At 65.3% G+C, this 22,891-nt stretch carries 21 protein-coding genes, 1 tRNA gene and 1 other RNA gene; 11 read left to right on the top strand and 12 right to left on the bottom strand.

Going from position 1 to position 22,891, the window contains the following annotated elements; translation table 11 throughout:
• Nucleotides 1-53: 53 nt before the first annotated feature.
• Complete coding sequence (locus tag QMG52_RS13390; protein ID WP_283560890.1) at nucleotides 54-791, top strand: zinc ribbon domain-containing protein; 738 nt, start codon at nucleotides 54-56, stop codon at nucleotides 789-791.
• Nucleotides 792-1,008: 217 nt separating this feature from the next.
• Here the strand turns inward: QMG52_RS13390 and QMG52_RS13385 are convergent, their stop codons facing one another.
• Entirely contained in the window at nucleotides 1,009-1,785 is a 777-nt protein-coding gene (locus tag QMG52_RS13385; RefSeq protein ID WP_283560889.1) for a YaaA family protein, read from the bottom strand.
• Between the two features lie 306 nt (nucleotides 1,786-2,091).
• Here QMG52_RS13385 and QMG52_RS13380 point away from each other — a divergent pair, with 306 nt between their 5' ends.
• The 4 genes from QMG52_RS13380 (at nucleotide 2,092) to QMG52_RS13365 (ending at nucleotide 5,532) form a co-directional block, all read left to right on the top strand.
• Entirely contained in the window at nucleotides 2,092-3,570 is a 1,479-nt protein-coding gene (locus tag QMG52_RS13380) for a glyceraldehyde-3-phosphate dehydrogenase (RefSeq protein ID WP_283560888.1), read from the top strand.
• Between the two features lie 124 nt (nucleotides 3,571-3,694).
• Nucleotides 3,695-4,084: RNase P RNA component class A (gene rnpB / locus QMG52_RS13375), an RNA gene on the top strand.
• Nucleotides 4,085-4,306: 222 nt separating this feature from the next.
• On the top strand, nucleotides 4,307-5,263 hold the full coding sequence (locus QMG52_RS13370) for an HNH endonuclease family protein (RefSeq protein ID WP_349361720.1): 957 nt from the start codon (nucleotides 4,307-4,309) through the stop codon (nucleotides 5,261-5,263).
• A gap of 80 nt (nucleotides 5,264-5,343) precedes the next feature.
• The gene (locus QMG52_RS13365; protein ID WP_283560887.1) at nucleotides 5,344-5,532 is read left to right on the top strand and encodes a hypothetical protein; all 189 of its coding nucleotides are present in this window, start codon (nucleotides 5,344-5,346) and stop codon (nucleotides 5,530-5,532) included.
• Between the two features lie 81 nt (nucleotides 5,533-5,613).
• Here the strand turns inward: QMG52_RS13365 and QMG52_RS13360 are convergent, their stop codons facing one another.
• The 6 genes from QMG52_RS13360 to orn all read right to left on the bottom strand — a co-directional run bounded on the left by QMG52_RS13360 (nucleotide 5,614) and on the right by orn (nucleotide 11,138).
• Nucleotides 5,614-7,245: a peptide chain release factor 3 gene (locus QMG52_RS13360; RefSeq protein WP_283560886.1), complete on the bottom strand. Its 1,632-nt coding sequence runs from the start codon at nucleotides 7,243-7,245 to the stop codon at nucleotides 5,614-5,616.
• A gap of 107 nt (nucleotides 7,246-7,352) precedes the next feature.
• On the bottom strand, nucleotides 7,353-8,225 hold the full coding sequence (locus QMG52_RS13355; protein ID WP_283560885.1) for an acyltransferase domain-containing protein: 873 nt from the start codon (nucleotides 8,223-8,225) through the stop codon (nucleotides 7,353-7,355).
• Nucleotides 8,226-8,306: 81 nt separating this feature from the next.
• A complete protein-coding gene (gene def, locus QMG52_RS13350) occupies nucleotides 8,307-8,879 on the bottom strand; it encodes a peptide deformylase (RefSeq protein ID WP_283560884.1) in 573 nt (190 codons plus the stop codon).
• A gap of 51 nt (nucleotides 8,880-8,930) precedes the next feature.
• On the bottom strand, nucleotides 8,931-10,085 hold the full coding sequence (locus QMG52_RS13345; RefSeq protein ID WP_283560883.1) for an acyl-CoA dehydrogenase family protein: 1,155 nt from the start codon (nucleotides 10,083-10,085) through the stop codon (nucleotides 8,931-8,933).
• Between the two features lie 202 nt (nucleotides 10,086-10,287).
• Nucleotides 10,288-10,363, bottom strand: a tRNA-His gene (locus QMG52_RS13340).
• Nucleotides 10,364-10,535: 172 nt separating this feature from the next.
• Entirely contained in the window at nucleotides 10,536-11,138 is a 603-nt protein-coding gene (gene orn, locus QMG52_RS13335) for an oligoribonuclease (protein ID WP_283560882.1), read from the bottom strand.
• Between the two features lie 276 nt (nucleotides 11,139-11,414).
• Between orn and mptB (QMG52_RS13330) the strand changes: the two genes are divergently transcribed.
• Nucleotides 11,415-13,115 (top strand): polyprenol phosphomannose-dependent alpha 1,6 mannosyltransferase MptB, encoded by a 1,701-nt coding sequence (gene mptB, locus QMG52_RS13330; RefSeq protein ID WP_502920530.1) that lies wholly within the window; start codon nucleotides 11,415-11,417, stop codon nucleotides 13,113-13,115.
• A gap of 59 nt (nucleotides 13,116-13,174) precedes the next feature.
• Here mptB (QMG52_RS13330) and QMG52_RS13325 read toward each other — a convergent pair whose 3' ends face one another.
• Both QMG52_RS13325 and QMG52_RS13320 read right to left on the bottom strand, forming a co-directional pair.
• A complete protein-coding gene (locus QMG52_RS13325; RefSeq protein ID WP_502920529.1) occupies nucleotides 13,175-14,446 on the bottom strand; it encodes a glycosyltransferase 87 family protein in 1,272 nt (423 codons plus the stop codon).
• 25 nt (nucleotides 14,447-14,471) lie between these two features.
• Nucleotides 14,472-15,833, bottom strand: a complete 1,362-nt coding sequence (locus tag QMG52_RS13320) for a glycosyltransferase 87 family protein (protein ID WP_502920525.1) — start codon at nucleotides 15,831-15,833, stop codon at nucleotides 14,472-14,474.
• A 280-nt stretch (nucleotides 15,834-16,113) separates the two neighbouring features.
• Here QMG52_RS13320 and mptB (QMG52_RS13315) point away from each other — a divergent pair, with 280 nt between their 5' ends.
• From mptB (QMG52_RS13315) to QMG52_RS13305, 3 genes are all read left to right on the top strand, one after another.
• Nucleotides 16,114-17,691, top strand: coding sequence for a polyprenol phosphomannose-dependent alpha 1,6 mannosyltransferase MptB (mptB, locus tag QMG52_RS13315; protein ID WP_283560881.1), 1,578 nt, complete (start codon nucleotides 16,114-16,116; stop codon nucleotides 17,689-17,691).
• A gap of 245 nt (nucleotides 17,692-17,936) precedes the next feature.
• Complete coding sequence (locus tag QMG52_RS13310) at nucleotides 17,937-18,134, top strand: hypothetical protein (protein WP_283560880.1); 198 nt, start codon at nucleotides 17,937-17,939, stop codon at nucleotides 18,132-18,134.
• Nucleotides 18,135-18,236: 102 nt separating this feature from the next.
• Nucleotides 18,237-19,232 carry an NAD-dependent epimerase/dehydratase family protein gene (locus QMG52_RS13305; protein ID WP_283560879.1) on the top strand — a complete coding sequence of 332 codons (996 nt, stop codon included), beginning with the start codon at nucleotides 18,237-18,239 and terminating at the stop codon, nucleotides 19,230-19,232.
• 212 nt (nucleotides 19,233-19,444) lie between these two features.
• Here QMG52_RS13305 and QMG52_RS13300 read toward each other — a convergent pair whose 3' ends face one another.
• Entirely contained in the window at nucleotides 19,445-20,290 is an 846-nt protein-coding gene (locus QMG52_RS13300; protein WP_283560878.1) for an SDR family oxidoreductase, read from the bottom strand.
• A gap of 289 nt (nucleotides 20,291-20,579) precedes the next feature.
• On the opposite strand from QMG52_RS13300, the gene QMG52_RS13295 reads away from it, so the two are divergent.
• Both QMG52_RS13295 and QMG52_RS13290 read left to right on the top strand, forming a co-directional pair.
• Nucleotides 20,580-21,077 carry an SRPBCC family protein gene (locus QMG52_RS13295; RefSeq protein WP_283560877.1) on the top strand — a complete coding sequence of 166 codons (498 nt, stop codon included), beginning with the start codon at nucleotides 20,580-20,582 and terminating at the stop codon, nucleotides 21,075-21,077.
• A gap of 83 nt (nucleotides 21,078-21,160) precedes the next feature.
• Nucleotides 21,161-21,724 (top strand): GNAT family N-acetyltransferase, encoded by a 564-nt coding sequence (locus tag QMG52_RS13290; protein WP_283560876.1) that lies wholly within the window; start codon nucleotides 21,161-21,163, stop codon nucleotides 21,722-21,724.
• Between the two features lie 3 nt (nucleotides 21,725-21,727).
• Here the strand turns inward: QMG52_RS13290 and QMG52_RS13285 are convergent, their stop codons facing one another.
• Entirely contained in the window at nucleotides 21,728-21,946 is a 219-nt protein-coding gene (locus tag QMG52_RS13285; protein WP_283560875.1) for a hypothetical protein, read from the bottom strand.
• A gap of 255 nt (nucleotides 21,947-22,201) precedes the next feature.
• Nucleotides 22,202-22,855 carry an SDR family oxidoreductase gene (locus tag QMG52_RS13280; protein WP_283560874.1) on the bottom strand — a complete coding sequence of 218 codons (654 nt, stop codon included), beginning with the start codon at nucleotides 22,853-22,855 and terminating at the stop codon, nucleotides 22,202-22,204.
• Nucleotides 22,856-22,891: the final 36 nt, after the last annotated feature.

The following is a 22,891-nucleotide window of genomic DNA, read 5'->3' as shown; positions in this document are numbered from 1 at the left end:
ACGTAGAAGGGCGGCCGCGTTTTGCTGGGCGCCGGCACACCGAGAGGATTTCGATGGCGAAGGCAGAACCCGCGGAGCAGTTACGTTTGCTGGAATTGCAGGCACTGGACGCGAAGATCAAGCAGCTGGACAACCGCGCCAAAATACTGCGGGAAGACCCGCGTCTGACCGATCTGTACGCCGGCCTGGCCGTGGCACAAAGCGACCTGGTCGTCCGGACCACCGAGGCGGCCGACACCCAGCGTGAACTGACCCGTGCCGAGACAGATGTGGAGCAGGTCGCCACCCGGATAACCCGTGACGAGGCCCGGCTCAACAGCGGCAGCGGCCTCTCCAAGGATCTGGTCGCTTGGCAGAAGGAGCTCGAATCGCTCGCCCGGCGGCGCTCCACTCTTGAGGACATTGAGCTGGAGCTGATGGAACGGCTCGAGGGCTCCGCGGCCCGGGCGGCCAAGCAGCAGGGCGTGGTGGATGACATTGACGGCTCGCTCGGTACCATCCGCAATGACGTGGATGCGCAGTTGGCCGAGGTTTCCGCAGAGCGTTCGGCCGTGGTCCGGGACCGGACCGCACTCGCGGCGTCCTTCGATGCCGCGTTGTTGGCCATCTACGAACGGGCTTTGACCAAACGCGGAATCGGCGCGGCGAGGCTTTTCCACGGAACTTCGGAGGGCTCCGGGATGCAACTTAGTCCGGGAGACCTCGCGGACATCCGCAAGGCAGCCGACGACGACCTCGTCATGTGCCCGGACGCCGGTTGCATCCTGGTCCGCTCGGCGGAGTGGAGCTGACCGGCTAACCCGCTGGTTGAGCTTGTCGCCCTGGTCGACCCGCCATAAACGCTGCCGGGTCGGCCGTGCGGCTAAAGCTGCGCGGAGTTGGCCCGCTACAGTGCGCAGGAGTCGATCGTGCGCCGCGCCGACACCCAACGGTGCGCAGGATGGTCTGCCAGCGACCAGCCACCAGCCACCGGCCGCGCGGCGGGCGATCCGGGCAGAGGAGAAGCTGTTAGCGCAGGATGAGATTCAGCGAGTGTGCCTTCCGTGTCGTCCCCGGGATGAGTTCGGCCTCCCAGCGCCCGTGAAACGCGGGAGTGCCGGCAAATTTGAGCAGCTGTGCGGGCGTCTGTGGGGCCTTGCCCGGTCGGGTGAGCAGCTCGCGTGCCAACTCCCCGCGGGTGTGCTTGGCGAAATGTGAAACGACGGTCCGTTTGCCGTCGATCTCCCGAAAGACATTCACGGCCACGGTCTGGGCTGCCGGCGGAGCCCAGGCGGCGGCGTAGGTGCTGGAACGGCAGTCGACCAGCAGATGCCCGGCAGCGAATTCCTCCAGTGCCGGCGCCAGCCGCGGCTTCCAGTAGGCCGCCAGCTTGCCCAGTTCCGGCAGGCCGACTGCCATCGAGAGGCGGTAGGCCGGAATCCGGTCCGCGAAGCCGATCACACCCCACAGCCCGGACATCACGACGACTGCCTCGTCCGCCTTGCGCCGCTGGGCGGCGGAGAGGGTGCGGTAGCCCAGCGCATCGTAGAGCACGCCGGAATAGACCCGGTGCGCTTCCGCCGCCGGTTCGGTCCCCAGCCGGATGTTCCGGGCCACCTCGACAGCAAGCGATGCCCCGACACCCAAATGGGTCAGCGCATCGTCTTTGCCGGAAACATGGGCCAGCGCCTCCATCACCTGCGCCCGAGCGGCGTTCAACACCGGGAAGTGAAGCTCATCGAGACGGAGGGGGAAGCCGGAGAGGACCGGAGTTTTGCCTTCGGAAGGCGGCAGCAGAATACGCACCCGATGAGCCTAACCGGTGCGGCACCGCGGTCGCCGCGCGGAACGTGCGGGTCGTTCCCTGGACGTGATCCTTAGCACGTTCGGCCATCCGATGAGCCATGCAGGCGCCACCTCATCTAGAATGAATAGCGGGCAGGGCGGCCCGAAAACTCACCGCTCACCTCATCCCGCGTTTGACCGCAGGATGAATTTCCCGGAACGTTCGGCAATCCGCGCCGCGTGACCGGGCGCCGTGTCCGCACCGAGGGGATCCGGCAAGCGGCCGGCACCGAAGGCGTTTCCGGTTGGGACAGGAAAGGGAAATCTGTGAAACCGACCTCTGATGTAGCTCTGGACATCTGGATCAGGCGCGAGGCCTTGGCCGAAGAAATGATTGGCCTGATCGGCCGGCTGTACCGGGAAAACAACGTGGTCATTTCTGTCCACGGCCGCAGCTTGATCAACCAGTCCGCCATCAGCGTGTTGAAGGCGCACCGCTTCGCCCGCCACGTCGACAACGTCGAACTCCGCCCCGAGGAGACGCTGCCGCTGCTCCAGGCGCTGAGCGCCCTGAAACTGGGCCCGGCTTCGATCAATCTTGCCAAGCTGAACCTCCTCTATGCGCAGGAAGGTGCAGGCAGGACGCGGGACGAATTCCTGCGCGCCGAACTGGCCGACGTCGTCGACCGCCAGGGCACCGACGAGCGCAACAGCACCGACGTCGTGCTCTATGGCTTTGGACGGATCGGCAGGCTGCTGGCACGGATCCTGATCGAGCATGCCGGCGGCGGCGACGGGCTGCGGCTGCGCGCCATTGTGGTTCGCCGCGGCTCGGACCAGGACCTGGTCAAGCGGGCCAGCCTGCTGCGACGCGACTCCGTGCACGGCCCGTTTGTGGGCACTATTACGGTGGATGAGGAGCAGAACACCATCCTGGCCAACGGCACGCTGATCCAGGTCATCTACTCGGACAATCCCGCCACCATCGACTACACCGCCTTCGGCATTCATGACGCCCTGGTGGTGGACAATACCGGCCGCTGGCGCGATGCCGACGGCCTGTCCCAGCACCTGCTCAGCCGCGGCGTTGCCCGCGTGCTGCTCACGGCCCCGGGCAAGGGCGAGCTGAAGAACATCGTGCACGGCATCAACCACGACGCCATCAGCGTTACGGACAAAATCATCACGGCCGCATCCTGCACCACCAACGCCATCACACCCGTGCTCAAAGCGGTCAACGACAAGTTCGGCATTATTCACGGACATGTGGAGACGGTGCATTCGTTCACCAACGACCAGAACCTTACAGATAACTTTCATAAAGGTGACCGCCGCGGCCGTTCCGCCGCGTTGAACATGGTGCTGACCGAGACCGGCGCGGCGAAAGCCGTGGCCAAGGCGCTGCCGGAGCTGGCAGGGAAACTGACCGGCAACTCGATCCGCGTCCCCACGCCCGATGTCTCGATGGCGATCCTGAACCTCACGCTGGAGCGCGGCACCACCAAGGAAGAGATCAACACCTACCTGCGCAATATGTCCTTGCATTCGGACTTGCACAAGCAGATCGACTTCATCGATTCCCCCGAGGTCGTGTCCACCGATTTTATCGGCTCGCGCCGCGCCGGGATTGTGGATGGGCTGGCCACGATCAGCACGGATAAGCATTTGGTGCTGTACGTCTGGTACGACAATGAATTCGGCTACAGCTGCCAGGTGGTCCGTGTGATGGAGGAAATGGCCGGGGCGAATCCGCCGGCCTTCCCGGCCGTGGACCGGGTGCGTCCCTTGGCCTGCTCCGTCCGCTAGGTACAGTTGCGACCACAGACCGGACCCGACGACGGCCGGCCGGCCCGCCGTCGTCGGACACAGTCGTCGCCGTGCATCCACGTCGTCGGGCACCGCCGGTGGGGCAGTAGACTGTAGAGCTGGATGGGTTGGCCAGGCGGCCGCGCGTCACGAAAGTGGCTCGAGGAACGTCCGGGCTCCACAGAGCATGGTGGTGGGTAACGCCCACTCGGGGTAACCCGCAGGAAAGTGCCACAGAAAACAGACCGCCCGCCCGCTGCGTGGAAACACGTGTGCAGGCAGGTAAGGGTGAAACGGTGGTGTAAGAGACCACCAGTTCCTTGGGTGACCAGGGAAGCTAGGTAAACCCCACCGGGAGCAAGGCCAGACAGGGCATGTTTGAGGGCTGCTCGCCCGAGTGTCTGGGTAGGCCGCTGGAGGGCGTCGGCAACGGCGTTCGTAGATGGATGGCCGCCACTCCCGCGCTGGTAACGGAGCGGGATGACAGAACCCGGCGTATCGGCCAACCCATCCAGCCCAAAGGTCCAGGCGCGCGACAGCCCCAGTTCCGCATAATGCCGGCATCTATTATCCCGCACCGACTCTCTGAGGTGCGCTTAATGGGGTCAAATCGGCATTCCTGCCCCATTTGGAGCACCCCGGGTTTAAGGTGTGGATATCGTCGGCACGGTGTCGTGGCTCCTGCCTACACTGAGTGGCAGTCAGTCAGCATTCCACCAGTACTCAGGCAGCGGCGATGTCACCAGGAACCACGTCTCCCCGATCAGTCGGGCGCGCCCGCGGGTCCGGCCGTTCTCACCGGTTCCTCAGTGCGGGTCTCGTCGAACGCGTCGGCTCCTCCGGGCACCGGGGTGCAAACCCCTCTGGGCACCGAAGTGCCAGCCCCGCCGGGTCCGCTCAGGATTCCCGCCGTACCGTCCGGCCGGGACGGCGGCCGCGGGTGCTGGCCGTCGCCGTTCCCGCGTTCGCTCTGGCCGTGGCGCTGCTGGCGTGGCTCTATACCTGGGGGCCGCTCAATCCTGTCTCTACGACGCTCGCGGAGCAGGGACCGCTGGTGGTCGAGTCTGGTTGGAAAGGGCTCGGTAGCCCGATTGTGCGGGTACATTCGGCGGCGGCGCTGAGCGTGCTCGAGATCCTGGAGGTCAAGGGCCGGGCGCCGAGGAACACCTACGACCGGCTCGCCTTCGGCGAGGCGTGGCTCGATGTCGACCGGAACGGCTGCGACACGCGCAATGACATTCTGGCCCGGGATCTGATGCAGGGGCAGCTGGTCACCGGTTCGGGTTGCCTGTGGGTTTCGGGCAAGCTGGCGGATCCCTATACCGGCGAGGAGCTGGATTTCAGCCGGGGCGCGCAGAGCAGTAAGGCCATTCAGATCGACCACGTGGTGGCGCTGGGTAATGCTTGGCAGACCGGGGCCCAGCAGCTTACCGTCGAGCAGCGCCAAAGTCTGGCCAATGATCCGCTGAATCTGCTGGCCGTGGATGGCCCCACCAACGTCCAGAAGAGCGACGGCGACGCCGCCACCTGGCTGCCGCCCAACAGGGCGTTCCGCTGCCGGTATGTGGCGCGGCAGATCTCTGTGAAGGCCGCGTACCGGCTCTGGCTGACGCAGGCGGAGAAGGATGCCATGAAACGCGTGCTCTCAGCCTGCCCCCGGCAGCAGACGCTGGAGTCCGGGTATGGTCCCTGAACCCGGAACGCCGCGGATGGCACAGCTGGCAGCCGCGCGGCGTTCTGGCGGTGTTAGGGAAACGATGCAATGATGCGGGTATGAGCAATTTTCAGCATGTAGATCCCGTCAAGAGGGCCCAGGATAATCTGGACGAGGCCAATCGGCAGCTGACGCAGGCGCAGCGCGACTACACCAAAGGGGACATTGACCACAAGCGGCTTACCCAGCTGGAGGAGCTGCGGACCACCGCGGCGCAGGATCTGCAGCGGGTGATGAAGGAAAACTAGCGGCCCGATGACGCCGCCGGGACGATGCCCCGGGTGCCCCGCCGGGGCGACGCAGGATTTGGGAGGCCTGCCGTCCGGTCCTTAGGACCCGCTGCGGGATTGTGTCCCGATGGCCAGCAGGGTCAGGTCCGGGTTGTTTTTCTCCACCCGGCGAAGCGCCCAAACGTCGTTGAACAGCGCCAGATATTCGCCGTCGGAGCGGACCAGGACCTCCGCGCCGTGCACCAGGCCCAGGGTGTCGACGGCCTCTGCCGTGGTAAGCCGGGCGAGCGTGTAGGGCAGCCGCTCGAAGCGCATCGGCGCGTTGAAGTCGTGCGTCATGCGGTCCTCCACCACCTCGAACTGCATCGGTCCGACGGCTGCGAGTACGGGTGCCTGGTCTCCTCGCAGGTCGGAACGGAGCACCTGGATGACGCCCTCGTGTTCGAGCTGGTCAATGCCGCGGCGGAACTGCTTGTAGCGGCTGGGGTCCTTGGACCGCGCAACCTGGAAGTGTTCCGGGGCGAACAGCGGGATGGCGGGGAACTCGACGGGATCTTCCAGATAGAGGCTGTCGCCGACACGCAGCGCCGAGGCGTTGACAAGTCCGACGACGTCGCCTGGGAAAGCTTCGTCAATTACCTCGCGCTCACGGCCGAAGACCTGCTGGGCATATTTGGTCGCAAAGGACTTGCCGGTGCGGGTCTGCGTGACCACCATGCCGCGCTCAAAGATCCCCGAGCAGACGCGGACGAAGGCAACGTGATCCCGGTGCGCCTGGTTCATCCCGGCCTGGACCTTGAAGACGAAGCCGGAGAAGGGCGCAGCCACCGGCCGAAGGGCACCCGCAACGTCGGGGCGGGGCGCCGCGGGCGGGGCGAAGTCGACCAGGGTGTCCAGCAGTTCCTTGACGCCGAAGTTCAGCGCGGCCGACGAGAAGAGGATCGGTGTGGCTTTGCCGGCATAGAAACTCGCCGGGTCGAAGGACAGGTTGGAATCCAAAACCAGGCCGGCCTCGTCCACCGCGTCGGTCCAGACGTCCCCCTCGCTGACGGCGGCCTCTGCCGGCGTGTAGTACTCTGTCAAAGCGATATTGGCGCCGCTGTTGTTGCGGGTGAAGCGGACAAAGCGGTCCCGCTTCAGATCCCAAACGCCGCGGAAATCGCCGGCGATGCCGACGGCCCAAGTGAGGGGCATCGGCAGCAGACCGGTTCGTTCGGTGATTTCGTCCATCAGCGCCAAGGTGTCCAGTCCCGGCCTGTCCCACTTGTTGATCACCGTGATGATCGGCAGCCCGCGCTGCCGGCACACTTCGAACAGCTTCATGGTCTGCGTTTCCAGGCCCTTGGCGGCGTCCACAAGCATGACGGCGCAGTCGACGGCGGCCAGCACGCGGTAGGTGTCCTCGGAGAAATCCGCGTGGCCGGGAGTGTCCAGCAGGTTGATTACGGTGTCCCGGTAGGAGAACTGGAGCGCGGCGGAACTGATCGAGATGCCGCGGTCCTTTTCCATCTGCATCCAGTCGGAAATTGTGTCCTTGCGGTTCGATTTTCCGTTGGTGGCGCCGGCAGTACCGATAACCTTGGCGTGCAGGGCAAGGGCTTCGGTGAGCGTGGACTTTCCCGCATCCGGGTGTGAAATTACGGCGAAGGTGCGCCGACGTGCCGCCTGGCCAGTGATCTTATTGACGCGGATCTCATTGACACGGGCGGGGGAGATGACGTCTTGGGACACTGTGCTTCTTTCGCTGCTGCGTTGGTTCCGTGCTGTGCTGTGGTGGTGAGTAGGCCGGGGCGGGGTGGCCAAAATACCTAGTTTACCGCAGTTGACCCCCGATGACTCTAGGGAAGCGGAAGGTAACCGTAGGCCAGCTGCCAGCAGCCGCCGTCGTCGATCCGCTCCAGCACCATCCGCTGCAGCGCCGTGCGGCGCGGCAAGCCGGCCAGATCCGTCATGTTGCGGGTCCGGAAGGTGAAGTACACCGCGTCGGTGGGGGTGTCAATGGGCCGGCAGTAGGGGGTGAAGCGGCGGGCGAAGCGGACAATGTTCGAGTCCGCGTCGAGGTGGGTGGGAATGTAGGGGTCCAGCAGCCAGGAAGCGCAGTCGGCGATCCGGACCGGCCGCTCCGGGAAATAACGGGCGAAGAACGGCCGTGCCTGCTCCAGGCTTGCCTGCACCGCGAGCGGAGCCAGGCCGCCGGATTCCGGAATATGTATGCCCAGCAGCCACTCGCCCGCGGCTGCCCCCGGAATCCCGCCGGTGCCGGCCGCGGCTTCCGGAGGACTGTCCTGGCCCTGGTGCATCAGGTACTGCAGCCGCCCGAGCTGGAAGATGCTTCCGGCGTAATGATGCGTGAGCCAGCGGAAGGTGTCCAGGCCGAAGCGCCCGTGCACACGGCGGTTGATGTCCAGGTTCCGGCCGACATCGGCGAGCGTCGCGCGGGTGACCCCATCCGGAATCCCGAGCTCCGCATGCCATTGGACGAGCTCGGGGGTGAAGCGGAGGAATCCTTCGATCCAGTCTGTCTCGGCCACCTCGAGGCGGGGCGGCTCCCCGGAAGCCGTGCCCAGTCGTTCGTTCAGCGCAGCCAGAACCACGACGGCGCCCGGGCCGGGAGAGCCCTGCAGCAGCGCCACGCAGTCGCGGCGGTCGGCCGGTTCCACCGCCAGGTACGACAGAATCTGGTCGGTGGTCAGCGACGGCGGGGAAGTCATGGTCCTCAGCCTATCCAACGGGATCGCCAATCCAGACGGGATCGGCGGTCTCGCCGGGATGGATGGGCTGGACGGACTCCCTCAGTGCCCGAACGGGTCCGGATCCACGCCCGGCATCCACGTCAGCCCCGGGACGCCCCAGCCCTGCTCCTTCGTCAGCCGCTTGGCCTTGCGGGCATAACGGTCGTTGAGCCGGTCCACGTACAGTTTGCCGTCCAAGTGATCGTACTCGTGCTGCATGCAGCGGGCGAACCACCCGGTCGCCTCGAACTCGAGCAGGTTGCCGCCGGCGTCGAAACCCGTGATCCGCGCCCACTCGGCCCGTTTAAGCGGAAAGTGATCGCCGGGAACGGAAAGACAGCCTTCGGTTTCCTCCTCCGGATCGGGGGCCTTGCCGGAGATCCTGCCGAGGGAAATCGAGGGGTTAACCAGCACGCCACGGTCGGGAACGCCGTCGTTATTCTCCATGTGGTAGGTGAAGATCCGAAGCCCCACCCCGATCTGCGGGGCGGCCAGCCCCACGCCATTTGCCACGTCCATGGTCTCGAACATGTCCGCAACCAGGGACTTGAGCGCGTCGTCGAAGGTGCGGACCTCGTCGGCACGGCGGTGCAGGACGGGCTCGCCCAAAATGGTAATGGGCTGAACGGTCATTGTGGTCCCTTGGAGCGTGAAGGTGAGCGTGAGCGGAGGACGGCGGCGGGGTCAGCGGGCAATCTCACGCCCGACGACGTCGCGCATGATCTCGTTGGTGCCGCCGAAAATGGTCAGCAGCCGGGACGCCAGGAACGCCTGCGCCACCGGGTATTCCAGGATGTAGCCGTAGCCGCCGTGCAGCTGCAGACAGCGGTCTGTGATGGACTTGACCCGCTCGCTGGCCCAGAGCTTGACGCGCGCCGCCGACGCCGCGTCCAGGCCGCCGTCGTTGAATGCCAGCATGGCCCTGTCGACATAGCCTTCGGTGACCTCGACCTCCGTCAGGATGTCCGCCATTGCAAACCGCGTGTTCTGGAAGTCAATGATCCGCTCGCCAAAGGCGTTGCGGTCCTTGGTATAGGTCACCGTGGCTTGGTAGACGGAACGGGCGACGGCGGCGGCGGCCACGGCGATCGCCAGCCGGCCCTGTGGGAGCTGGGCGGTCGCATATTCGAGTCCCCGGCCGGGCTGGCCGACCAGGTCGCCGGCCGGCACCCGTACGCTGTCAAAGAACAGCTCGGCGGTATCGGAGGCCTTCAGGCCCATCTTGTCCAGCTGATTGCCGGTGCTGAAGCCCTCGCCCTTGCCAACCATAAACAACGAATAGGAATCGCGGGCGCCGCGGCCGGTGCCGCCGTCGGTCCGCGCCAGCACCAGTGCAGCGTCGCCGGAAATTCCGTTGCCAATGAAGGATTTTTGGCCGGAAATCAGCCAGTCATCTCCGTCCCGCACAGCCTTGGTGCGCACCCCCCGCAGGTCGCTGCCGGCACCCGGCTCGGTCATGGCGATTGCGGTGACCGTCTCTCCGGTGACCATGCCGGGCAGCCAGCGGCCCTTCAGATCCTCCGAGCCGTAGGCCAGCAGATGTGGGAGCACCATGTCATCGTGCAGGTGGAACGCCAGCGAGACGGCGAGATGGTTGGCATTGGCAAATTCCTCATCCAGCACGGAGCGGAACCGGTAGTCCGTCAGGCCCATCCCGCCGAAATCCTCCGGGACAGCCAGGCCCAGCAGCCCCTGGTCGCCCGCTGCCGTCCACATCCGGCGGGAGATCAGATGGTCAGCGTCCCATTGTGCGTAGTGCGGGGCAATTTCGCGCGCGTTGAACTCCTGCGCCACGCCGCGGAAATGTTCATGGTCTTCCTCATAGAGATGGCGCTGCATGTCGGAGGCTCCTCCTGCATTCCGGGACGGGGGGTTCCTGGCCGGCGGCCGCGGGACAGGGCCACCGTCAGATGACACTTCGGGATAACACGTAACCATGAAACTGAGACAACACCTCGGCATGACGAAGGCCGCACCGGATACTTCCAGCGCGGCCTTTGTCGACATGAGCGGCACATTTTCGCAGCACCCTCACAACCTTTGGGGTGAGATACGGGGGTTGAACCCGCGACCTCCTGGACCACAACCAGGCGCTCTGCCAACTGAGCTAATCCCACCATGCGCCGTTCCGCTCCGGATGACTCCGAAATGGATAAGGCAACGGCAAATAGTCTACCTGCTGTTTTGGGGTACTCGTGACATATTCTGCGGACCGTTCCCAGCTAGCTCTGCCCGATGCCCGGGATTCCGGGCTTTCCGGCCGAAAAAGAGCCGTTAATAGGCCGTCTATCAGCCCTTGAACCGCTGCGAAATCTTTTTGGCGGTGGCAGAATCGGGGCCCGGGGCCGGGACGAAGACCGCCTCGCGGTAGTACTTCAGTTCGTTGATGGAGTCCTGGATGTCGCCCAGGGCACGGTGGCCGCCGAACTTCGGCGGGGACTGGAAGTAGGCCCGGGCATACCAGCGCCGGGAAAGTTCCTTGATGGTGGATACGTCAACGACGCGGTAATGCAGATGCTCGACGACGGCGGGCATGTCGCGTGCCAGGAACATCCTGTCCGTCCCGACGGAGTTGCCGCCCAGCGGTGCCTTTTTTGGCTCCGGCACATACATCTTGATGTAGGCGAGCACCTGCGCCTCGGCCTCCGCCATGGACAGGCCATGCGGGAGCTCGTCGAGCAGCTTGGAGGTGGTGTGCATGTCCCTGACAAAGTCGTTCATCTGGGCCAGCGCTTCGGCTTCCGGCCGGATCACGACGTCCAGGCCTTCGCCCAGGATGTTCAGTTCCGAGTCGGTGACCAGGACCGCCACCTCAATGAGGGCATCCGCCTTCAGGTCCAGGCCCGTCATCTCGCAGTCAATCCATACAATTCGTTCGTTTGATATAGGCACCAGTCAAATGTACCGTGACGCCGGCGCCGGACCTCGGGCGGATGGTGCTGGTCACATGCCCGTTGGATCCCGGACCCGTGCGTGTCCCGGTGCTAAAATGGCTCATCACTTGACTCAACCCTGACCCTCCATTGACCAGCTGCGAACGATCGCCTTAGGGCACCAGAGGACTGTAGAAAAATGACGGCAGGCGATTCGCGCGTGAGCACGGGAGACCGGCCCGAGACGGGGGTCGACGGCGACCCGTCGGCCCCGCAGCCCGGCGTCGTGGGGGCCGTGCCCGAGCCTACGTCGACAGCTCCGGCTGCGGCGGCATCGCACGCCACATCCGTGGCTGCACCGTCGGGCCCGGCCGGTTCGCCTGCGGGCGGGACCGGCGAACCCGTCAAGCCGAAGGCCTACTTCGCCATCGTTGAGGGCTTTGTCGGATCGCTGATGATGTTTGTCGGCTCCATCGGCGCCGGCTGGATTGCCAACGGCTCGCCGATGGTCCGCAACCCCGTGGTCATCTCGTTGCGGACCGAGGGGTGGGGCGTCACGACCTCCACGGTGCTGTTGACCCTAGGTGCGATGCTGCTGATGCGGTCGTGGCTCCGGCTGGGTCAGCGGCTGCAGAACTGGGGACCGGGCGCCCTACGCTCGGTGGTGATCGCGATCGGGGCGTGGTCGGCGCCGATGCTCTTCGCCGTGCCGATCTTTTCCCGCGATGTCTACGCCTATACCGGGCAGGGCAGGCTGGTTCTGGAGGGCCTGAACCCTTACACCACGGGTATTTCCGCGCTCAGCAACTGGTTTGCCCTCGGCGCGGACCCGGCTTGGGCGGAAGCGAAGACCCCGTACGGGCCCTACTTCCTCTGGCTCGAACGCGCCGTCGTGCAGTTCACCGGCGCCCAGCCCGACACCTCGGTCTTCCTGTTCCGGCTACTCGCCGTGGCCGGCGTCGCCCTGTGTGTGCTTTACGTGCCCAAGCTGGCGCGCCTGCACGGTCTCAGCGGCGCCCGCGCGTTGTGGATATCGGTGGCAAACCCGCTTTTCCTGATCAGCTTTGTCGCCAGTGCGCACAATGACGCGCTGATGGTGGGGCTCGCCGTCGCTGGCACCTATCTCGCCGCCACCAAACGCCCGATCTGGGGCATCCTGCTGGTGACCGCGTCCATCGGTGTCAAGCCGATCACCGTGCTGCTGCTGCCCTTCATCGCGCTGCTGTGGGCCGGTCCCGCCGCGTCGCTGGGCAGGAAGTTCCTCTTCTGGGGGGCGACGGCGGCGATCAGCTTCGGCGTGCTGGCGCTCAGCGGCATCCCTTACAACCTGGGACTGGGCTGGGTCTGGGCCATCCTGGATCCCACCCCCGGCTACACCGGCTATTCACCGTCCGGGTTCCTCGGGCAACGGGTGGAGGCTCTGGCCAACGTGCTCGGTCTGCACGGGGGGATGCTGGCTGGGATTCTGCGGACGGGGCTCAAATATGCCGGCGTCGGGCTGGTGGTTCTCCTGATGTTCCGCGGTGACTACTCAAAGCTGATCCGCCGGATGGCACTGGCCTTTGCCGCGGTGGTGATGCTGTCGCCGATCATCCAGCCTTGGTACGTTCTCTGGTTCATCCCGTTCCTCGCCGTCACGGGTATCCGCAATGACTGGCAGATCAAGTCCCTGTACGTGATCATCACGTTCTTCGTGGTGTTCGGGGCCCAGGACCAGCTCTCGGTTTGGTCCTTCGTGCAACTGCAGTTCCATGCCTCCACGCTGGCGTACTTGGTGGCGCTGGGCTTCATCTTCTATCTGCTCTTCATCGATGTGCACACCAGGAAACTGCTCCTGCATAGGGGGCTGTCCGCTCTGCTGCGCGGCACGAAGGCCTGGGTTGCCCCGGCGGCGGTGTTGGAGGCGCCGGCGACCGAGGCCATCACACTGGTGCCGCTGGCCTCCAAGGGCGGCGTGTCCGTCGAGCCGCGTCCACCCGCACGGCGTTCTGACTAAGGCCGTCTGATTGCGGCCACATGGTTGGGCCGCCTGACTGGATGCCCGGAATGTGCGGCTCAATTGGCCGCGGCGGTGAGGGCGCCGGAAACCGGTCGCGGCCTGCGGGCCAGCTCAACCGTGCGGCGCACGGACCAGTACAACAACACCACCAGGAGTACATTGCGGGTACTCAGCACTGCCGCCATCACGGGGTTCGCGTGGATCAGCGGTGTATAAAACAGCGGATAGATCACGAATGTGGTGATGGCAATGGCCATCAGCAGCGCGGCGGGGACCTTCCAGCGGGCCCAGTCGTGCGTCAGCCCCGCGATGACCACCGGCGCCAGCCAGATAATGAACTGCGGTGATCCCACCTTGTTGAACACGATGAACGCGGTGGTCATCATCAGGGCGCCCTCCAGGAACAGTTCCTCGCGTTCGGCACCCTGGTGCAGCGCCCAGACGAGCAGCAGCGCCGCCACCAGCGCCGCCAGCAGGAACAGCGGCTGCATCAGAAACGCCGCGGCGGATGCGCCCGGCCCGTAGACCTCGGTTGAATTGATGGCAAGATTATCCGCGATCTTTGATCCGCCCAGATGGAAGACGCTCAGCCAGACCCACGGCGTGGAGAAGGTAGCCTCCAACTGCATGCCCCGCTCGCCTTGGTTGGTCAGAAAATCGAACAGATACTTTCCACCGCCGGCCAGATACGTGCCCAGCAGCACGACGGCGCTGACCAGGACACCGGTGGCGATGATTTTCACCCGCTTCCGGCTGACGATCACAATCGGCGCGATGACGGCCGCGGGCCAGACCTTGATCCAGGTCGCGATGCTCAGCAGCACCGTAGCCACCAGCGGCCGCCTGGCGGCAAAGAGAAGCGCCACCAGGACAATCGGGGCGGTGATGCCTTCCACCCGGGCAAACCCGAGGTAGCCCATAAAGATCAGGAAGACCAGCCACCACCAGGCCGGCGCGATGCCGGTCCTCCGGCGGGGACCGCGGGTCAGATACAGCATGGCCCCGGCGTTGAGCGCCGTGATGATCAGCATCCACATCAGCAAATAGACGTCCGGGCCGGCAACATTGGCAAGGAAAATGGGGATCTGCGCCAGAACAGGATAGACCCAGGGGCTGATGCTCCCTTCCATGTCCGCCGGATTAAAACCAGCCAGGGCCCATTGGCGGTACTGCTCCGTGTCGCTGAACGTAGTGCCGTGGATGACGAACGACATCATCCAGGCAAGGAAATACAGATGGACCACGGCAAAGCCCCACCAGACACTGGCGGGGCGTGAAAACCACGCCACGGCGGCCGGCGGGAGCAGGGCACCGCGGACGCGAAGCAGCAGGTCAAAGAATTTGACGGAAATCTTAGGACTCCTTGATGGCGTCGACAGGCTTTTCAGCCCGCTTGCCCAGCACAACGAGCCTACGAACGGACCAGCAGAACAGCACGACCAGCAGCACGTTCCGGATCGTCAGCACCAGCGCCATCACCGGGTTGTTGTGGCTCAGCGCGTCATAAAACAGCGGGTACACAAAGAACGTGGCCACGGCAATGCCGGTCAGCATGGCGGCAGGAACGCGCCATTCCTTCCAGCAGTGCGCCAGGCCGACGGCGACGGCCGGGGCCAGCCAGACCATGAACTGAGGCGAGCCGACCTTATTAAAGACGACGAACGCCGTCGCCATGGTCAGCGAACCGGCCAGCAGCAGCTCGGTGCGGTCCGCGCCGCCGCCTTGTCCGCCGTGCCGGTTGCCGTTATGCAGCGCCCAGAAGATCAGACCGGCCACCAGGAGGGCGGCAACAATGAGCAGCGGCTGCATCAGGTAGGACATCAGGGCCGTTCCGGGCCCGTCGACCTGCATGGAGTTGATGTCCGTATTCATGTACATCCGTGTGCCGCCGGCGTTCAGCACGGACAGCCAGAGCCATGGCGTGGTGAACGTGGCCTCCAGCTGCATGCCGCGATCGCCTTGTTCAGTCAGGAAATGGAACAGCTTGGGCAGGGCGCCCAGGGACAGCGCCGCGGCCGCCACCACAGCGGTGACCAGAATGCCGGCAGCCAGAACGCGAAGTCGCTCCCTCACGACGGTGAACAGCGCCAGCACGACGGCGGCGGGCCAGACCTTGACCCATGTCGCGATGCTGAGCAGCACGGAGGCCACAAACGGGTTGGCGACGCCGTAGACGAGCGCAATGAGCACGAGAGGTGCCGTCAGGCCGTCCACGCGTGCAAAGCCGAGCCAGCCCATCAGGAGGACGAACACCAGCCACCACCAAGCAGCCCGGATGGTACCGCGGTTCTTGCCCCAGTTGGTGAGCTTACCCACCGCCAGGCCGTTGAGGACGGTGATCATCAGGACCCAGATCAGCAGAAACAGCCCTTTGCCCGCGATTCCGGCGATCGCTATGGGCAGCAGCGCGAGGATCGGATAAACCCACGGGCTGGGACCGCTGGAGAGATTTTCATCACGGAACCCGGCGGCGGCCCATTCCCGGTAAATGAACGTATCGCTGAACGCCTGGCCCTGCACGACCCAGATCATCATGAACCCGATGAAGAACAGGTGGATGGCTATAAAGCCCCAGAGCAGGCCCCGGGGGGTATTGAGCCGCGCCGCCGCCGGGCCTGACAGCAGACGTTGCCGGGCCCGCGTCAAGGCGCCGAAGAAAGAGTCCGTAGAAATGTGAGCAGTCCTTCTCAAATATGGATCTCCGTGGCTGGCCATGGAGCGGATCGGTGTCCGGCGGGTTCGTGCAGCCGCCGCGGAGGGGACCGCCGGCAGGCCGGGGGTGCGGGATAAAACCGCGCACGGAAAGTTCCCGCCCCTTGATATTACCGCAGGTGGGCGCCGGGACCGTGTGGGCGCACGCCCGCGGTGTTAGAATCGCCGTGGTCCCGAGCATCATCTTCGGGTGGCGGGATCAGCCGATATCGAGGCCAACCGTTGCCTGCCGCGAGCCCCCAAAGGCAGCGCGTATCTCCTTACCGAAGAGGACTCTTCATCGATGTTGACCGACAAACCGCGCGGGACCCCGGCTCTTAGCTCGGCGGTTAGTGGCGGGCGGTCCGGGATCGTTGGTCTGCTGGTGGCCTGGTCACACAAGGGCGACGCCGGCGCAGCCGGGACCACGAAGGTTGCCTTGGTACAGGGCTTTGTTGCGTCCATCCTGATGGTGCTGGGGTCAATTGGCGTCGGTTGGCTTGCGGGCAGTTCCGCGCTGATCCGGACGCCGGTATTCATTGCAGCGCGGACGACGCCGGTTGGAGTCATCAGCTGTACCGTGATGCTGTGTTTCGGGGCTCTTCTGTTGGTGCGCTCGTGGCTGCGGCTGGCACAGCGGATCAGTGTCTGGGATGAGTCCGCCCGTCCCGTGCTGCGCAAGGCGCTGCTGCTCTGGGCGCTGCCACTCGTCGTCGCCCTTCCGTTGTTCAGCCGGGACGTTTACGCCTACATAGGCCAGGGCCGGCTGATGAGCCAGGGGCTTAACCCGTACACCAACGGAATCTCGGCGCTGAACAACTACTACCAGCTTGGCCCGGACACGCTCTGGACGGAGGCTCCCACACCTTATGGCCCGCTGTTTCTGTGGATCGAGCAGTTCGCCGTCTGGATGGGGTTTGGAATTCCCGAGGTTTCCCTCATCGCGTTCCGGCTGGCGGCGGTGGCCGGCGTGCTGCTGCTGGCCGTCTTTGTGCCCAAGCTCGCGGCGCTGCACGGGATCAACGCCGAACGCACTCTCTGGCTGACTGTCCTGAACCCTGTCCTGCTGATCAACTTCATTGCCAGCGCCCACAATGATTCCCTCATGCTCGGGCTGGTGGTGGCCGGGGTGTATTTTGCCGCTGTCAAGAGACCGTTCCTGGGCATCGTGCTGGTCACGGCGTCCATCGCGATTAAACCAATCACGCTGATTGCGCTGCCGTTCGTTGGCCTGCTGTGGGCTGGCTCCAAGGCCGGCTGGGGACGCAAATTCTGGTGCTGGGCGCTCACCTTTGTACTATCCATGGGCCTGTTGTGGGTCGCCGGAATGGTCAACGGTCTGGGCTTCGGCTGGGTGGCCGCACTGCGCACCTCCTCGACAGTGTGGATTTGGTACGCACCGGTAGGAATGCTGGGGGCGGTGCTGGGCTTTTTGGCCGGTCTGTTCGGTGCCCCGGGCAGCGCAGTGACGTCCGCCGTCGACCTGGTAGGGACCGTGCTGTCCGTGTTCGCCGTCGTTTGGCTTGCGTTCCGAGGCCCGTTGGGAAGCACCTATAGCGCTACCATCCTAAGCCGGATGGCGTGGGGCTTCGCCGCCGTCGTGCTCCTGGCACCGATGATCCAGCCGTGGTACATGGTCTGGCTGCTCGTGTTGTTCGGCGTCGTCGGTATCAAGGAAAACTGGCAGCTGCGCATGGTGCTGTTCCTGACCGCGTTTTTCATGCTGATCGCCCTGACGGACCAGCTGAGCGTCTTTCAATGGATCCCGATTGGAATTGTGCGCGCGGTGGCGATCGTGGTGGGCGTGTCGTTCGCGTTGTACATGGTCTTCATCGACCGCAAAACCCGCGTGCTGTTCCTGCGCCCCGGCGAGCTGCTCTAAACGGACCCGGCCCGTTCCGCCTCCTCCGCCCCGTCCCAACTGGGTAGCAGCAGATGCACCCATTCGGCCGTTTGAGTGCAGTATCTGCTACCTACTTGGGTCGGGAGGGGATGCGCGGATGGGCCAGCGTGGGGGTTGACGGTTTCGGGGAGCCGTGGTGTGCTGATCCGTACCGGATGGTCGAGCCACAGGCCGTACCGCGCTGTGGGGTGAACACCATCGCCCCACCAATGAAGGAGATGCACATGACCCCTGGAATGAATGACCACCCCCAACAGTCTGCAGAACTGAACCCGGCCGTGGTCCCCGCGACCCGCCGGTACCTCCCTCCGGGGCATGTGCGGGATAACGATCCCGCCGACGATTATGCCCATGTGAGGATTCCGGTAGTGGACTGGGACATCGAAGATGGCTTCCTGGACAGCGAAGAGGTCGTCGTCTAGGGGCTAACGGAGCCGGACATACTACGCCGCCGACGTTACCGGCTGAGCCGGACCGCGTTCGGATGGCGATCGCCGGAGTCCTCCGGCAGACAGGAGCGGAAAGTGCGTGTGGTCGTCATTGGTGCCACCGGGCATGTCGGCGGGTACTTGATCCCGCGGCTGGTTCAAGCAGGCCATGAGGTTATCGCCGTCAGCAGGGGACTGCGCTCGCCGTACCATGAGCATCCCGCGTGGGCCGAGGTTACCCGGATTACCGCAGACCGGGAGGCCGACGACGACGCCGGCACCTTCGGCGCCCGGATCGCTGATCTGCATGCCGCCGTCGTGATTGACATGATCTGCTTTACCCCATCCTCCGCGCAGCAGCTTGCGGACGCGCTCCGCCGCGCCGGCAGCCTGCTGATCCACTGCGGAAGCATTTGGGTGCACGGGCCGGCGGTGGAGGTCCCGGTGACCGAGGATGCCGCCCGGCGCCCGAGCGGCAGTTACGGCATCGGCAAAGCCGCGATCGAGGAACTCCTATGGCGTGAGTCCCGATCCGGACTGCGCGCGGTCATCCTTCATCCCGGGCATATCAGCGGTCCCGGGTGGCCGGTAATCAATCCTGCGGGCAACCTGGATCCGGGCGTCTGGCGGCAACTGGCGCGCGGCGAGCGGGTCACGCTGCCCAATTTCGGGCTGGAAACCGTCCATCATGTCCATGCCGACGATGTTGCGCAGGCCTTCCAGCTCGCCCTGGACCCGCCGGAGGCAGCCATCGGGGAGAGCTTCCATGTAGTGTCGCCGCGGGCGTTGACCCTGCGCGGTTTCGCCGAAGCTGCGGCGGGCTGGTTCGGACGCGAGGCGAACCTGAACTGTGTGCCGTTTGAACAGTTCCGGCAGATGACGGCAACCGAGCACGCTGACGTTACCTACGAGCACATCTCGCGCAGTCCATCCATGAGCATCGCCAAGGCCGGCGACCTTCTGGGCTACGCGCCGCGGTACACCTCGCTGCAGGCGGTGGCGGAAGCGGTGCATTGGCTGCACCGCAATGGCCGGCTGGACCTCGGCCCGGTGGCCGCCCACTGGCCCGAGGCCCAGCCGGAAGCCGACTAACGGTCCCGCTGGCAGCCCCGTCGGGCACAAAGGGCTCCGCCGCCATTGACGACGTCGTCACCGTTTCGCCTGCAGCGCTCGCGGCCGGGGGTCGGCTCCTGCGCACCTTCGGTGGAGCGCTTCGAGGCGCCCGAAGACCAGCCGGCGGATCCGCCCGCCCCGGCACATAACGACCATCCGACCGCCGTCCGGGCGCGCGCTGCGACCGGCCCTCACCCGTGGCGCACTCCGTGGCCGGCCAGCACCGCCCGATATCCCTCGCGGTAGCTGGGATACATGAAGTTAAATCCGGTGGCGCGCAGCAGGGCATTGCTGCAGCGCTTGCTGGCGCGCACGGCAGCACCGGCGGCTCCGACGGGAGGCTGCGGCAGCCCGAGTTCGCCGGCCAAAAAGGTCAGGACGTCGCCGAGCTCCGCCGGGGAGTCGTCGGTGCCGAGATAGATGGTGCCGGGGGACGGCACCGCGGTGGTCAGGTGAACGATTGCGGCGGCGGCGTCGTCACGGTGGATGCGGTTGGTGCACTGCGGCCCCTCGGGGATCCGGGCGCTGCCACTGGACACCTGGTCGATCAGCATCGTGCGTCCTGGTCCGTAAATTCCGGCCAAACGCAGTACGACGGCGTCGGGCCGGATTGCGTGCAGCAGTTCCTCGGCTTCGCGCAGGATCCGGGCGGTCGCCGTCGCCGGCTCGGGCGGGGTCTGTTCATCAACACTCCCGCCGCCGGATCGACCGTAGACCGCCGTGGAGGAAACGAAGAGGACCCGCTCCGGCCGGACGACGTCGCGCTCGAAGGCACCGAGCACCTTTGCCACGACGTCCACGTAGCTGGCACGGTACGCCGCCTCGGTCCGCTCACCAGCCGCGGTGGTGAAGACGACAATCCGGGCGTCTGCGGGAACCGCCGGCAGCTCCCCGGTCAGGTCCACGGCCTCCCCTTCGATGCCCGACGGCAGGTTCTGCGGCCGACGCCGCCATCCCACGACCCGGTGGCCTGCCGCAGCAAACCGCAGGCCCGCCTCCGTGCCGAGGTCACCGCAGCCGGCAATAAGCACCGTCATGTCTGTCCCGCATCCCCTCCCGCGCCCCGGTGCCGGCTTGTGCGGCGACCCGGTTCCGCTGATGTCGTAGTCTCGCAATTCTATGCCGTCTCCGGGAGGACCACCGTCAATAGTGCCGGACCGTGTACGCGGCCGCGTCGTGGCGGCGGGTACCCAAGTTCCGACCAGGCGCGGGCGGCGGCGGGCCCGGCGTCCGGTCCTGGTCCTCTTGCCCACGGCGGCAACCAGAGGCGGTAGCGTAGGCCTTCGCAGCTCTGCGCCCTGGCAGGCCTATGGAGGGAGTCACCGCGTGAAACGCACGTTCAGCGTCTCAGAGAGCATCATCATCGGCGCCGGTCCGGCCGCGCTCTACGACCGGATCAGCGACGTGGCGCGGATGGGGGAGTGGAGCCCGGAAAACCGTGGCGCGACCGTCCATGACGAGCGCGCGAATGCGTATGTGGGCATGGTCTTCGACGGGCGCAACAAGCGCGGGCGGTTTGGATGGACGACCCAGTGCACCGTGACCGCGGCGGAGCGGGGACGGCAATTCCGTTTCAGGGTGCATGCCATCGGGCTCGAGACTCCGCGGCTGCGCGGACCAATTGCCACCTGGGAGTATCGTTTTGAGCCCGCGGACGCGGGGACGCGGGTAACGGAAACCTGGACCGACGACAGGCGGGCCTGGCCCGATGTGGCCGCCCTGATATTCGACGCGGTCGTCACCCGCGGCCGGACTTTCGCCGGATTTCAACGTGGCAACATCCGCAGGACACTGCAGAACCTCAAAACCGCCGCCGAGGGTTGATGCAAGGGCAGAGCAGGGCAGGGCACGGTAGCGCACGGCACGGCACGGGCGTAGTGCTGCAGAGCGGAGAGTACGCTCTGACCATGGCTGAATTTCCCCTTCCCCCGGCCACCCAACGGTTGCGGCTCCGCCGCTTCACGGCCGCCGATCTTGATCCGTTCTTCGCATACCAGTCGCTGCCGGATACCGCGCGGTACTTACTGAACGAGCCGAGGAGCTACACCGAGTGCATGGCACGGATCGCGATGTACGTCGACGCCGGATTCAGCAAGCCCGGTGATTGGGCGGCGTTTGCCATCGAGGCGGCCGACAAACCCGGGTTTCTCGGCGAGATCGCCCTGAAATGGGATCTGGGCGCGGACAAAGAGCCCAAAACCGGCGAGATCGGCTGGACGTTAACCCCGGCAGGACGGGGCAATGGTTACGCGACCGAGGCTGCGGCGGCCGTGCTTGACCTGGCCTTTGGTCAGCTGAATTTCCACCGGGTACAGGCCCGATTGGACGAACGTAACACTGCCTCGACGGCCGTCTGCGAGCGCTTGGGGATGCTCCGCGAAGCCCGGCTGGCGGAGAACTATTTCCTCAAGGGTGAGTGGACCACCGAGTTGATTTACGCGGTGCTGGCCAGGGACTGGAAGGCTCACTGAGCGTCAGCAAGCGTACTTTTCTTGGGTAATCCCATATGGGACCTCATCGCTGACGGCGACCGTAAAGGAAGCCAAGCCCTCTCGGGTGACCAGGATGCCACGCCGGCGGTCCTTCATCGCGTTCTCCCGCGCCATGTCGACGGCCGCGCTGATTTCGTCGTCCATGTTGGCTTTGTCGTTGACCGTTACCCGCAGGGTATGGTCTGAAGTGGTTTCAATCATGGTGTTTCCGATTCTGATCGTTGTGTCCGCGCCGATCTGTGGCCGACGCCGCCGTTGGGCTTTATCCCTTGACTGGGGCGAAACTGTCGAGGGTTTAAAGCAGGCGGTCCGCCGTGGCGGACCGTTAAAAGTGTGCAGGACGCCCAACCCAAAAAGCAAACAGGGATGAGAATGCCCCACGACTTCGGCCCACCCCATGCCCGTCCACCGCTGCCCGCACGCCCGGTCCGGTAAGCGCTCCTAAGTCCGGAGCGCTTACCCGAGAGCGTCCAGCGCCTGATCAATCGGCGTGCCACCCTTGTTGAACTCAATTGTCCTGCCGGCGGTCCCGGGTCGGTGCAGTACGCCGGCCGCCACGCGTGCCACGTCCTGGCGAGCCACGTCCGTGCCTTCGAGGTCCGGTCCTGTGTCGATTGATCCGGTGCCCTCGGCCAGGGTCAGCGTGCTGGGAGCCAGAATGGTCCATGCGAGAGACGTGCCCCGCAGGTAGCTGTCCGCGGCTGCCTTGGCCTCGGCATAGGCGAAGAAGCTGTTGTCTTCGGGCACGCCGTGGTCCGGCCGGGCGCCCAGGTAGGACACCATGACATAGCGCCGCACGCCCGCTTCCGCCGCGGCATCCATGGTCCGGATCGCCGCGTCCCGGTCCACGGCGTACGTGCGGGGCGCCGAGCCGCCGCCCGCTCCGGCGGAAAAGACAATGGCATCGTGTCCGGCGAGTTTGTCCGTCAGCTGCGCAACGGAAAGGTTCTCGATGTCGGCGATGACGGCGGTGGCGCCCGTTGCCGTGACGTCGTCGCCGTGCGCGGGGTTGCGGAACAGGGAGCTTACTTCGTGTCCTGCGCCGGTGAGAATCCGGGCGAGTTCCAGGGCGATCTTGCCGTGGCCTCCGATGATGGCAATGCGAGACATTGTGGTTCCTTCCGTTGCTTCCATGAGCCACTCTAA

Source organism: Paenarthrobacter sp. PH39-S1 (assembly GCF_030063245.1).
Classification (GTDB): Bacteria; Actinomycetota; Actinomycetes; order Actinomycetales; family Micrococcaceae; genus Arthrobacter_M.
Note: the sequence above shows the minus strand (reverse complement) of the source record. Positions and strands in the feature narration are given on the sequence as shown.